The organism is Bacillus sp. JJ783, from assembly GCF_036963225.1.
In the GTDB taxonomy this organism is placed as follows: Bacteria; Bacillota; Bacilli; order Bacillales; family Bacillaceae_G; genus Bacillus_A; species Bacillus_A cereus_U.
On record NZ_JBALMG010000003.1, the window covers coordinates 31,388 to 44,223 of the forward strand.

Below are 12,836 nucleotides of genomic sequence, written 5' to 3' on the forward strand. Positions count from 1 at the left end.
AAGTATAAAACCTCCTCTGAATAGAGGAGGTTTCTTTTTAGCGGTAGTTAATGAACTGTACGTCGATTGGTAAGTCAACGCTGCGAACGGCTGCGATTACTGCTTGTAAGTCATCACGGCTTTTTGCTGTTACGCGTACTTGGTCATCTTGCACTTGTGTTTTCACTTTTAATTTCATTTCTTTAATGATGTTGTTGATTTTTTTCGCGTTATCTTTATCGATACCTTGTTGCAGAGTTGCACGTTGGCGAACAGTGTTACCAGATGCGGCCTCAACTTTTCCGTAGTCCAAGTTTTTAATTGGAACGTTACGTTTTACAAGTTTAGAAATTAGAACGTCTTTTACTTGGTCTAATTTGAACTCGTCATCAGAAGTTAAAACAAGTACTTCTTTTTCTAATTTAATATCACTTTTACTACCTTTAAAGTCATATCGGTTTTGGATTTCCTTTAATGCGATGTTAATTGCGTTTGTTACTTCAGGTAATTCTACTTTCGAAACGATGTCAAAAGAACTCTCTTTTGCCATAGTTAGCACCTCCAAATAAATTTCTATCTTTTAATGCACCTAAATAGGCTATGTAATATACATATTAAAGTATAGCGGAAAATACATCGATTAGATAGAGTGTTGCAACTTAAGTGTTTTGACGGATCATCCGTAGGGTAATATAGTCCTATAGATAAAGTCTTTATTTAATTATAGTGAATTTTGGGCAGTTGGACAAATAAAGGGAAAATCGTGTTATAATTAACTTTTGTTTGGAATGATAAAAAAGATAACTTTATATATATAGAAGGGAATTAAAAAATATGTATTTGCAATTAGGATCGATTGAACAGGTAACTGTTTTACGCGAAACGGAAATCGGATATATGGTTGGAAACGAAGAGGAAGAAATCTTCCTACATAAAAACGAATTAGCTGGAGAAATTGCAGAAGGCGATACGATTGATGTATTCTTGTACCTTGATCACCAAAATCGTATTTCAGCAACAATGAAGGAACCAATTATTACAACACATGATTGGAATTGGGTAAAGGTTGTAGAAGTTATTCCTAGTTTAGGTGTGTTTGTTGATATTGGTGTATCAAAAGATATACTAATTCCACTTGATGAGTTTCCAATTTATATGCCAGTATGGCCTCAGGAAGGCGACGAATTATATTGTACGTTAAAATTAACGAATCGTGATCGTTTAATTGCTCTTCCGGCAAGAGACAGTGATATGCAAGAAATTATCGTAGATGCAACGCCATCTATGCGTAATAAAAATGTAAATGGACGTGTGTATCGCTCACTTCAAGTTGGTTCATTCATACTAACTGACGAGCATTTCCGTGCTTTCTTACACCATACAGAAAGAAAAGAACAAGTCCGCATCGGTGAGCGCGTAACAGGCCGTATCATTGACGTGAAAGATGACGGTACAATCAACATTTCACTTCTTCCTCGTAAAGAAGAAGGAATGGAAGATGATGCAGCAGTACTTTATGCATATATGGAAGAACGAGGCGGAGCGATGCCGTTTTGGGATAAGAGCAACCCAGAAGACATTAAAGAACGTTTCAATATGAGTAAGGCTGCATTTAAGCGTGCACTTGGTAAACTGATGAAAGAAGAAAAGATTTACCAAGAAGAAGGCTGGACTTACTTTAAAAAATAAAGTGAATAAAAAGATTTATTTTTCTCTAGTTTGTTAGGAGGAAAATAGGTCTTTTTTTTATTTCATTTTTTTGTAAAAAAAGACAAATTAATTGAAAATTCGGTATTTTATTGGTATTCTTTGAAGTGTTAGGGATTATTTTAAAAAAGGAGAAGTTTCTTCTAGTTTCAATCCTATTACAAATAGTAGTGTAGAGAATGTAACGGAACAAGGATGTATTCCTGGATGGATTCGAGGAGACGGAACAAGTTGTGATCCAAAAGATGTTTCTCATCAGGAAAGTTTTACAGGAGGTTCGTCTATTTTATTAGAGCGTAGCCAATACGGTGGTTCAAATGTAGGATATGGTCAGCATATAGACTTAAATCAGAAAAAGGCAGAAACATTAACGCTAACAGGAATGTCTAAATCTGAAAATGTAGAAAATGATGCGCCAGATAAACTATCACGAGACTATGCGATTTGGGCGGATGTACATTATCAAGATGGCAGCGGTGAAAATTATCAAGCGAAATTCCCAAGTGGGACAAATGATTGGAACCGTAGTGCGGTTGTCATTCCAGCTAAGAAACCAATTAAGCGTATTCAAGTGTACCTATTATTTAGAAACAATAATAAAGGAAAAGTATGGTTTGATGATGTTCGTTTATTAGAAGGAAATGCTCTTATTAAAAATGAGTACGACAACGACGGAAATGTGGTTGCTGCATATGATGAAGAGGGGCAAAAAAATACATTCACGTACGATGCATCAGGAAATAAAAAGAGCGAGACAGATGAAAAAGGAAATACAAAATTATATGATTACAATAAAGATAATCTATTAACAAATGTTACATTAAAGAATGGTACCTCTGTAAGCTATCTTTATGATCATAATGGAAATACAACAGAGAAATCTGTCATGTTTGGTGGGAAAACACAAACACACAAATATGAATATGATGTAGATAATAAAAATACAGTGTATATCGATGCGTTAAACCGTCGTATTGAACACACATATGATGAAAATGCAAACAAAATTCAGACAAAAATGCCAAATGGTTCGATTTTAGAATCTGTATATGATTCAGCGGATCGCGTCATTGGTGAAAAGCGAAATGGAAAAGATTCAGTTACATTCGAACGTGATGAGAATGGACAAGTTACGAAAGTCAAAGACCATGTCAACGGCGTAGAACGTACGAAAACATACGATAAGGCAGACCGCGTCACAAGTGCAACGGATAGCCGGGGCGGAAAGATTGACTGGACGTATCATGACAAAGCAAACAGTAAGACAGAAAAGCTAAAAGAACAAACAGTAACGCAAGGTGGATACACAAATAAAGTATCGTATGACTACAACACGTTAGATCAAAATATTCGTGTGACAGATGGCTCTCAAACGTATCGATTTGATTATGATGATCAAGGGAATGTTCGTACGTATACAGCAGGAAATGGTTCAGGTTCTACCTTTAACTATGACCATGCGAACAAGATTAAAGATTTAGTAGTAGGTATGTCAAACAGTATTCTACTTTCTGAACGATATGAATATGACCAAGCGGGTAACCGTACGAAGATTAAACATGAAGGTGCGGGCGGAAAAGTAACAGAAACAAACTTTGTATATGACCCGATCAACCAACTATTAAACGAGACATTACCAAACGGAACAAGTAAATCGTACACATATGATGGATTTGGAAACCGTACGAGTGTGAAAGTTGTAGAGAACGGAAAAGAAACAAAGTCTATGGCCGCAACGTTTAATGAAGGAAATCAGCTTGTGAAATTCGGAAACGAATCGTTAACGTATGATGCGAATGGCAATCGTACATCTGACGGGAAGTACAAGTATACATGGAATGAAGATGACCAGATTGTAGCGATTACGAAACAGGATGAGAGTAATCCATTTGCAACATATAAATATGACGATGATAATCGCCGTATTGAAAAGAATATAGGTGGAACCGTAACACGCTACTTCTATGATGGAGATAGTATCAATCCATTGTATGAAACAGATGGAAGTGGAACTGTACTTCGTCAATATGTATACTCTACAAGTGGTACACGTCTAGCAATGAAATCGCAAGGACAAATAGTATACTACCACTATAACCCTCGTGGTGATGTAGTTGCGATGACAGATCAAAATAGAGAAGTTGTAGCCACGTATGAATATGATGCGTGGGGTAACGTATTAAAGAGTGATACGAAAGGTATCGCCGCAGATAATCCATTTGGGTATGCGGGATACATGTATGATAAAGAAATTAGTATGTATTACTTGATTGCGAGATACTATAATCCAGATCATGGTGTGTTCTTATCGGTGGATCCTGATCCGGGTGATAGTGATGATCCTGTGACGCAGAATGGGTATACGTATGGTGATAATAATCCGGTGATGAATGTGGATCCGGATGGGCATTGGGCATATCGTCCTTGGGGGACGACACAATTGTGGGTTTATGATAAAAGAACAGCTTATGCCAACTCTAGGGGAGTAAGAGCGGGAATAAAAAGTTGGGCTGAGAGCTATGGTTTTAATTTTTCTGGAGCTGGTAACATAGCTGGGAAGGTCATGCCTTTTGGAATAGCTGGATATGCAGGTTGGTCCGGATCTATAAAACAATCAAAACAAAAAGCAGGTAGCGTAAAAGTTGGAAATAGAGTCGGAAAATATGCAGTTGTGAATAATGCGAAAAAAACAGCGACTAAAGCACTAATTATGAGGGGAAGTAAGGCTTTGGGGATATATGGATTTCTTCCAGATACAGGAGTGTTTTTAGATGGATATTATAAAGGTTATAAAACAGCATATAAAAATTATAATCCTAAAAGAAACTCTAGGAAAAGTAAGAGATAGGGGCGGTATATGTCTAGTAGTGAAATTATTTATGGTGTTTTTGCTTTTGGTTGGATTATATACGCTGTAATTATTACTTGGAGGGCAAAAGAATATAAGAGATTGAGTGTAGCGTTAATATTATTCGTTTATATGATTTTGATAGCTTTTACTTCTTATTTTGATTTTTTTAGTTGGAAGGTTAAATGTTTAGTTGTATTTTCTTTATGTGTGCTTTTTATCATAGCTGGCTTTTTTGAAAAAGAAAAGTAAAGAAAAGCTGATTCAGTGTATCTCAAAAATTAAACAGGTAGTTTAATTTTGGGATACACTTTTTTATTTTAAATAATACATTCCTGCTACTATGGCAACAGTAGGAAAGTCTATGTAAGATCAATTAGCTGAATGCTAGATGTCTATAGGTTTCGGAAAGAGATTTAAGAGGAGTGATAGGATGAATGAATTCGATGAGCGATTAATATGGATGTACGGAATCATAGTAATGGCCTTTTTCGGAGTAAAGTTTATTGGGCTTATTATTCGGAGTAAGGTGTATTCATTAGCTATGTTTTTCATCCCATTTGCTGTTCTCTATGCATTGTATTTTACGCCACTATCATCAAGTTCTATATTGATCCGTCTATTGATATTTGGATTATCTTTTGTAATGGTGTCCGTTATATTTTATTTCATTGAGGTAAGGTGATGGGTATTAATAGAGTCGAGGTTAAATGAAAGGCCCCCAGGTGCTAGACTTGATGGAATGAAAAGGGCAAAAAAGCAAAGGAAAAAAGCATTTAAAAATTCAACGACAGCGAAACTTATGAAGATTTCGAATGCAGTGGGAAGACGTTAATGAAGGGAGACTAAAAGTGTTTATAGAAATTTTAGAATTTGCTTCTATCTTGGCTTTAGTAGCTGTATTAACATTAACTGTTATGTTGCAAGATATATTTTTTATAAATATAAATAAACAATATACTGAAACACGTATTGGGACGATTATTTTTGGTACCCGTATGTTGTTCGGGGCATGGGTAATATTTGTTACGGAAATTACTATAATTGCTGTCTCAAAAGTGATTGTAATTCAATTAATTATTTTACTTCTTATTTGGGCATGCTCGAAGTATGTACAAAAAAATTGTGAAAATTGGCTAATTACTATAGTTGCTTTTGTTATTTATGGTGTTGGTACTTACATGTATATTCAGTTTGCTTTTAGAGGCTATTAATATATCACCAGAAAAATTAGTGGTTAGAAAGATTCATTTGTTAAATGTGTGTATGAATGAAGCAAATGAAGATCTATCATATGATGTAGAAGAGGATGAAGAATAAATAGAGAAATGATTTGTGGAAGGAAGAGCGAATATAGGCTCTTCTTTCTTTATATATGTCACAGTGATGTCGTTGCGATGGCAAATCAAAATAAAGAAGTTGTAGCCACGTATGAATATGATGCATGGGGCAACGTATTAAAGAGTGATAGGAAAGGTATCGCAGCAGATAATCCATTTGGATATGCGGGATACATGTATGATAAAGAGATTGGTGTGTATTATCTGATTGCGCGTTATTATAATCCAGATCATGGCGTGTTCTTATCGTTGGATCCGGATCCGGGTGATGAGGATGATCCGGTTACAATGAATGGATATACGTATGCAGACAATAATCCGGTAATGAAGATCGATCCTGATGGGCATGCTCCATGGTGGGTTGCAAGTGCAGCAATGGGTGCTGGTTTTGGATTAGCTTCTTATTTATACAAAAACAGGAAGAGTGGATATAGTTGGAAAGGTGCTTTAAAAGCCACAGGGACAGGTGCTTTACGTGGTTTGGCTTTCGGAGGAGTAGGGAGAGTTTTAGGTTTTATAACTCCTGTGAAAGGGGGGCAAGACTTCTGGGGAAAACTATCCAAGGAAGAGTGACTGTCCCGTTTAAACAGGTGGGTCGTAATGTATCCCGATTGGCTAAAAATCCGAAAAAACATTTTGGAAGGCTTCCAGGAGCGAGGTTAGAGAGTATAGCTAAAGCGAAGAAGAATTCTACAAAAGCAAAGTTAATGCGTATTTCTAATGCGATAGGAAAGCGTAAATAAATTTAAAGAAGGAGAATTGAAGAATTGATAGCGGTTTTGGAATTTATTTTGATTCTTGTTTTAAATATTTTAATAGCGTCTGTTATTCTTTTGCAAGATTACTATGCGGGTAGTATAAAATTATTTTATTATCAAAAAATCGCTGCTGCGGTTATAGTTATACGTTCATTTTTGAGTATATGGATTACCTATTCTATGATAGCTACACTATTGGGGACATTAAAAATTTTAGTAGTTCAATCAGTTATATTACTTTGCCTTTGGGGGCTTATGCAGTATGTAAAGAAGTGCGGGGGAAAGTGGTATATTACAATGATGGCACTTATTATTTATGGTCTTAGCTGTTATTTTCATATTATGTATGCTATGACAGTGTAGAAGAAGTTTATAAAATGTAGGAAATATTGGTGTATATAATGTTGGTTTAATTGTAGTTGTATTAGCGATGGTGTTAAAAAAGAGACACTATAAGGTGGTAACGGTGTTAGTAGTGAGTCTAATATATATATTCATAGCAACCTATACTCCATATAGGTCGTCCTTTAGTAATAAAATTAATATATTAATACTAATCGCTTTGATGATTAGTGGAATATTAGCTAGTATTTTTGAAAAAGAAAAGTAAAGTTGATTCGGTGTATCTCAAAATCTAAACAAATAGTTTGATTTTGGGATACACTTTTTTATTTTAAATAAACAGCAAACCTTATATGTGCTTCTGATGCTATGGGAAAATAACTTGTAAAATTTAGGGATGGATTGTTAACGTATGATGCGAATGGCAACCGTACATCTGATGGAAAGTACAAGTATACATGGAATGAAGATGACCAGATTGTAGCGATTACGAAACAAGGGGAAAGTAATGCATTTGCAACATATAAGTATGACGAGGATAATCGTCGTATTGAAAAGAATATAAGTGGAACAGTAACACGTTACTTCTATGATGGAGATAGTATCAATCCATTGTATGAAACAGATGGAAGTGGAAAAGTCCTTCGTCAATATGTATATTCTACAAGTGGTACACGTCTAGCAATGAAATCGCAAGGACAAACAGTATACTACCACTATAACCCTCGTGGTGATGTAGTTGCGATGACAGATCAAAATAGAGAAGTTGTCGCAACGTATGAATATGATGCATGGGGTAACGTAGTAAAGAGTGAAGCGAAAGGTATCGCAGCAGATAATCCATTTGGATATGCGGGATACATGTATGATAAAGAAATTGGTATGTATTACTTGATTGCTCGTTATTATAATCCAGAGCATGGTGTGTTCTTATCGGTGGATCCTGATCCGGGTGATGAAGATGATCCTGTAACGCAGAATGGGTATACGTATGGTGATAATAACCCGGTGATGATGGTGGATCCGGATGGGCATTCGGCATATCGTCCTTGGGGTACGACACCTATGCCATATTATAATAACAGGACACGATATGCACATTTTAAGGGAGTTAAGTCTGGATTGAGTGCTGTGAAAAGTAGTTATGAAGGAATTTCTGGAATTGGAAATGGAGTGAATAAGTTGGTTACTTTTAGTATAGGTGCGGCTTATGGATGGAAAACATCTAAAAATAACTCGAAAAACCAAATTGCAAACTTATCTCCCGGACAGCGTGTTGCAAAACAGCAAATAATAAAAAATACAGTGAAATCAGCGGTTAAAGGAGCTTTTTTTGTTGGTAGTAAATCTGTTGGGGGAATAGGATTTATCCCGGACATGGCGGTTTATATAGATGGATATTATAAGGGGTATAAAAAAGGATATACGGAGTATAGACCGAAAAAAACTAATTCTAAGAAAAGAAGGAGATAGATTAGTAAAATGGAGATGACACATATAATGATTGGTATATATAATATTGTTTTAATTTTAGCTGTATTGGTGTTTATGTTAAAAAAGAGACAATATAAAGTGGTAACGGTGTTAGTGGTAAGTCTAATATATGCCATCCTAATAAGTTTTACTTCATATATGTCGCTCTTGAGTTACAAAATTAACATATTGATATTTATTTTTTTAGGAATTAGTTTGTTTTTAGCTGGTATTTTTGAAAAAGAAAAGTAAAGTCGATTAAGTGTATCTTAAAATCTAAACAGATAGTTTGATTTTGAGATACACTTTTTTATTTTAAATAACACATTCCTTCTACTTTTGATTTTGGACGAAATAATATTTTCTTTGTCTTCGAGTCTATACAAAAGGAATCGCAGTAGATAATCCATTTGGGTATGTGGGATACATGTATGATAAAGAGATTGGTATGTATTACTTGATTGCGAGATACTATAATCCAGACCATGGTGTGTTCTTATCGGTGGATCCTGATCCGGGTGATGAAGACGATCCGATTACAATGAATGGATATACGTATGGTGATAATAATCCGGTGATGATGGTGGATCCGGATGGGCATTTAGCGTGGTTTGTTCCACTTGCTATACATGGGGCTAGAATGGCTGCTCCACATGTAGGACGTTTTGTAGGTAAACAATTGGCTAAGCGTGCTGTAAAGCAAACAGTGAAATATAAAGGGGAAATTGGGGCGCCGAAGAGAAAGGTAGTATTTGATCAGCGGAAAATACCAACAGATGGTGCAAAGAAAAATAGTGTGACATATCACTTTAAAAATGGAAAGTTAGATAAAAAGCGATATTATGATCACCGGGGTAGAGCTATAAAAGATATAGATTATAGTAATCATGGAAATGCTAAGAAACACCCTGTAGTTCCTCACAAACATTATTTTAAATGGAGAAATGAAAAATCACAGCATACTACGTGGTATCCTTTAAGAAAGAAGTGGTGATACTATGAGATTTTATGTAGCAGATGATTCAGGTTATATAAACGAAATGCTTTCATTTATATTTGAGGATATGAGCAAGTATGATTGGATATTTGCAGATATGGTGCCGCATGTATATAAAGGCGGAGTGGAAGTGATGGATACCATATTTGAGCAAGAAAAATTTTATATTTTAGGTGAAGATCTTTATAGCTTTTTGAAAGAGTATAAAGTTTTACTTATATTTGGAGTGGTGATTGCTGTGGAGAAAGGAAATGAAAAAATCCTCGAAAATATTCCGGAACCTCCAATTATTACAGAAAACAGAGAGTATTGGAAAGATGAGTACAATTTAACGTTGCCAGGATCAGTAATGGAGTTTGGTTTTTTTGATACTTCAATTTTAATGTTTGCAAGTGACGATAACTATAACATAGAGAAATTTAAAAGCAGTTTTCAAAATGTAGTATTTTATGTAGAAGATGAATTATAAAAGCGTTAGTGAAATTTGAAAGGGCAACAGGTAACGGTTACGTATGTTAAGAAGAACGGGAATATATATATATCAAATGGGTGGGTAAAATAATGAATAATTTGTTAAAAGATGCAATTTATCGAGGAGACATTGTAAATGCGATAGCACATGCAAATAAAATAAGCGTGGAGGAATTAGATGATTTATTAATAGAATGGACTTTTAATGAACCAAATATTATTGTATACACTTTCTTGACTAGTTATTTAGAGAGTCGAAATGATGCTAGATTACATTCACTAGCATCAGATATTTTATGTCATCCACTATGTCATTTAGAGGGGGCATACCTAGCTGCTTTTTATCATGCAAAGAAGTGTATCGAATTGGAGCCTAATAATATGCAATATAGGGAGTTTTTATTGTTTTTTGCTAATGTTCCAGATGATGTTTTTGAAGAAAAATCAGCTATGAATTGGGCGAAGGAAATATTAAAAGATGACCCAAATAATGAAGTAGCTAAAAATTATATAGAAGAGAATTTATGAAAAATGGATAGTGAGTTCGTTATTTGGATTGGAAAAGGAATCTAGCTATAGGATGCAGAAAAAGTGAGAGAGGGAAGAGCTGATGTAGGCTCCTCTCTCTTTTGGTATACATTAATTTTTGTTGATTATAAAGTTATAAGGACAAACGTTATACTACCACTATAACCCTCGTGGTGATGTAGTTGCGATGACAGATCAAAATAGAGAAGTTGTTGCAACGTATGAATATGATGCATGAGGTAATGTGTTAAAGGGTGATACGAAAGGTATCGCAGCAGACAATCCGTTTGGATATGCGGGATTCGCAGCATATAATGCTTATAAAAAGAATGGCTGGAAAGTAGCAATAGCAGTTGGCGTTGGTTTAGTCGGCGGATCAGCTTTCAAAGGTGGCATTTATACTAAAAACGGTAAGATAGTTACTTACTGGAATAATGGGTGAAAAAAGAAAAAGCGCTAAGAATTTAATAAGTGAATGGATTGTGAATATTACAATGGCAAAAATTAATTTAGAATTATTGCAAGAGATACAGAATGCTAAAATGCAATTAGAAATTCCATATCCTTCAGATGATATTGAGCGCATCGAATTAGATCATAATATAGATTGCTTTGCTGAAGATTATTATAGTTATTGTTCGGTAATTGAAGGAAGTTTGAGTTATGTTTTATCTCAAACAAAAATTACTATTTATCAAAGGAGATTATTGTATAAAAATTTTTATCAAACGTATCCCGAATATACGTTCTTATTTAGAGAGAAGTCAAAATATGAAGAATTGCAACAGCAATTAAATGTTTATGAATATACTCGGAAGTTATTAATTAGAGCAGTTGAAACATATTAGTCAAGAGTTACAGTAAGGCGATATATGTCGAGGATAGCTATTTTTTTTGGTAAGCGAGGTTTTATGAATATGTCATCAGAAAAGTGTATTCAAAAAGAACTGATGGAAATAATAGATTACTACTTACACGTAATAGAACGTGTATAAATGAAATACTTATACTTGTATGTAGTTCTTTATGATGGGGAAACTAAAGTTTTAAAGGTTATTGGATGTTTTTAAAATTAGTTTAGTTAAACTCAGTGTATCCTATAAGTTTTATGAGATACACTTTTTTGATACAAAGTAATCCGCTATACGAAACAGATGGAGAAGGAAATGTGATCGCAAGTTACGAATATGATGCTATTACTCTAGGGCATCGCTCGCAGAAGGATAAACATTGGAAGAAGGTGGCATGGTGGAAATAGGAAAAGAACTTGAGTTGGTATTTTTAGGGGATGAAAAAAAGATAATCATTGTATCATTTGGGTCTATGTATCCAAATGATGATGAGATGTATTTACGTGATTTACAACTGAATCGCTTAGCTATATCCTCAAATAATTTCCATTATGAGTATAAAGGGCCAATGTTTTTGACGAGTGAAATAATTGGATTTGGGAAAAAACTAGAAGCATTACTACGAAAAGAAATTAAGGAAGCTGTATTGAGTGCCGATGAAGAAGAAATAGAATTTGAAGTGAAACTTAAAAGGGATCGGTTTCTAGTATGTTTTACTTTTGTTAAAAATGACTTAATTAATGAAAAGTGGGAGTATGAAACATCATTTTGGGTGGAAGCTAAAATTGTAGAAGAGGTATGTTATACAATCAAAAAAATATATGTTTAATTATTATATGTTTTTTTGAGCGGTGTTCTGATTATAGTATTTCTTAAGTTATTGATTACAAAGGCTATGAATCTAATAAAAGGATATAAGAGATTTATCACAGTGCTTGTACTGTTTATATATAAAATCTTGATAGATTTTACACTGTATTTTGACTTTTTACAACGGTGAAAGCATCAAAAACATTAAGTACTTAGGATGATAATATGCATATTTGGACACTAACAAATTGGGAGAAATATTATAATCTAGAAGAGAAGCGTAATCGTACTGGACTACGATTGAAATTTGATACAGATGTTGATCCTGAAGTAAGAAGAGCCATTAAGGAATTTTGTAAATGGTTGCGCCGAGAATACTTTTTCCCAATTAGAGTACCTATTTATGTGAAAACTTCATATAAAATAAAGACAATGGATGGAGAGCTAGTCTATGGTACTTTCTTTGGGCCGTTTGATCGAAATGTTGAGCCGTATATTCGTATTTCGGCAGGGGATTATTATGATACGGTGCAGAAAAATGGAAAAGATAAAGCTTTAGGGTACTATCTGGTTACTATTGCGCATGAGCTCACGCATTATTTCCAATGGATTAATGATATAAAACTAACGAGAATTGGATATGAGAGGCAGGCTACTGCTTATTCAGGATATATTATTGATGAGTATAAAGGAACTAGAGAGCATCCGTAAAGTAGAAACTGTATAGCTAAC

General features: G+C 34.5%; 15 protein-coding genes and 3 pseudogenes. 17 read left to right on the plus strand and 1 reads right to left on the minus strand.

From position 1 onward, the window contains the following. Window positions 1–37: 37 nt before the first annotated feature. The gene (locus V7038_RS00640; RefSeq protein WP_002149870.1) at window positions 38–529 is read right to left on the minus strand and encodes a YajQ family cyclic di-GMP-binding protein; all 492 of its coding nucleotides are present in this window, start codon (window positions 527–529) and stop codon (window positions 38–40) included. A gap of 284 nt (window positions 530–813) precedes the next feature. On the opposite strand from V7038_RS00640, the gene V7038_RS00645 reads away from it, so the two are divergent. The 17 genes and pseudogenes from V7038_RS00645 (at window position 814) to V7038_RS00725 (ending at window position 12,815) form a co-directional block, all read left to right on the plus strand. Then, entirely contained in the window at window positions 814–1,668 is an 855-nt protein-coding gene (locus tag V7038_RS00645) for a CvfB family protein (RefSeq protein ID WP_002011240.1), read from the plus strand. A 904-nt stretch (window positions 1,669–2,572) separates the two neighbouring features. After that, on the plus strand, window positions 2,573–4,534 hold the full coding sequence (locus V7038_RS00650) for an RHS repeat domain-containing protein (protein ID WP_438825099.1): 1,962 nt from the start codon (window positions 2,573–2,575) through the stop codon (window positions 4,532–4,534). A gap of 9 nt (window positions 4,535–4,543) precedes the next feature. Beyond that, a complete protein-coding gene (locus tag V7038_RS00655) occupies window positions 4,544–4,786 on the plus strand; it encodes a hypothetical protein (protein WP_002201393.1) in 243 nt (80 codons plus the stop codon). A gap of 181 nt (window positions 4,787–4,967) precedes the next feature. Beyond that, on the plus strand, window positions 4,968–5,219 hold the full coding sequence (locus V7038_RS00660; protein WP_335468748.1) for a hypothetical protein: 252 nt from the start codon (window positions 4,968–4,970) through the stop codon (window positions 5,217–5,219). Window positions 5,220–5,385: 166 nt separating this feature from the next. Further along, window positions 5,386–5,748, plus strand: coding sequence for a hypothetical protein (locus V7038_RS00665; protein WP_335468792.1), 363 nt, complete (start codon window positions 5,386–5,388; stop codon window positions 5,746–5,748). Between the two features lie 144 nt (window positions 5,749–5,892). Then, window positions 5,893–6,447: pseudogene (locus V7038_RS00670) on the plus strand (RHS repeat-associated core domain-containing protein); the annotation flags it as partial. Between the two features lie 194 nt (window positions 6,448–6,641). Beyond that, window positions 6,642–6,995: a hypothetical protein gene (locus tag V7038_RS00675; protein ID WP_070128101.1), complete on the plus strand. Its 354-nt coding sequence runs from the start codon at window positions 6,642–6,644 to the stop codon at window positions 6,993–6,995. A 381-nt stretch (window positions 6,996–7,376) separates the two neighbouring features. Next, window positions 7,377–8,447 (plus strand): RHS repeat-associated core domain-containing protein, encoded by a 1,071-nt coding sequence (locus V7038_RS00680; RefSeq protein ID WP_335468751.1) that lies wholly within the window; start codon window positions 7,377–7,379, stop codon window positions 8,445–8,447. Between the two features lie 382 nt (window positions 8,448–8,829). After that, window positions 8,830–9,441, plus strand: a pseudogene (locus V7038_RS29475) (RHS repeat-associated core domain-containing protein); the annotation flags it as partial. Window positions 9,442–9,445: 4 nt separating this feature from the next. After that, window positions 9,446–9,913, plus strand: a complete 468-nt coding sequence (locus V7038_RS00690; RefSeq protein ID WP_070128104.1) for a hypothetical protein — start codon at window positions 9,446–9,448, stop codon at window positions 9,911–9,913. A gap of 15 nt (window positions 9,914–9,928) precedes the next feature. Next, complete coding sequence (locus tag V7038_RS00695) at window positions 9,929–10,006, plus strand: polymorphic toxin type 35 domain-containing protein (protein ID WP_088073829.1); 78 nt, start codon at window positions 9,929–9,931, stop codon at window positions 10,004–10,006. Next, entirely contained in the window at window positions 10,006–10,443 is a 438-nt protein-coding gene (locus tag V7038_RS00700) for a hypothetical protein (protein ID WP_070128105.1), read from the plus strand. The genes V7038_RS00695 and V7038_RS00700 overlap by 1 nt, the downstream gene beginning before the upstream one ends. Before the next feature lie 139 nt (window positions 10,444–10,582). Next, a pseudogene (locus V7038_RS00705) lies at window positions 10,583–10,747 on the plus strand (RHS repeat-associated core domain-containing protein); the annotation flags it as partial. Window positions 10,748–10,925: 178 nt separating this feature from the next. Further along, a complete protein-coding gene (locus V7038_RS00710; RefSeq protein ID WP_236735742.1) occupies window positions 10,926–11,291 on the plus strand; it encodes a YxiJ-like family protein in 366 nt (121 codons plus the stop codon). 275 nt (window positions 11,292–11,566) lie between these two features. Continuing rightward, window positions 11,567–11,701: a hypothetical protein gene (locus tag V7038_RS00715; protein WP_265191496.1), complete on the plus strand. Its 135-nt coding sequence runs from the start codon at window positions 11,567–11,569 to the stop codon at window positions 11,699–11,701. Continuing rightward, entirely contained in the window at window positions 11,689–12,123 is a 435-nt protein-coding gene (locus V7038_RS00720) for a WapI family immunity protein (RefSeq protein WP_223260359.1), read from the plus strand. The genes V7038_RS00715 and V7038_RS00720 overlap by 13 nt, the downstream gene beginning before the upstream one ends. Window positions 12,124–12,329: 206 nt before the next feature. Next, entirely contained in the window at window positions 12,330–12,815 is a 486-nt protein-coding gene (locus tag V7038_RS00725) for a hypothetical protein (RefSeq protein WP_070128109.1), read from the plus strand. Window positions 12,816–12,836 lie beyond the last annotated feature (21 nt).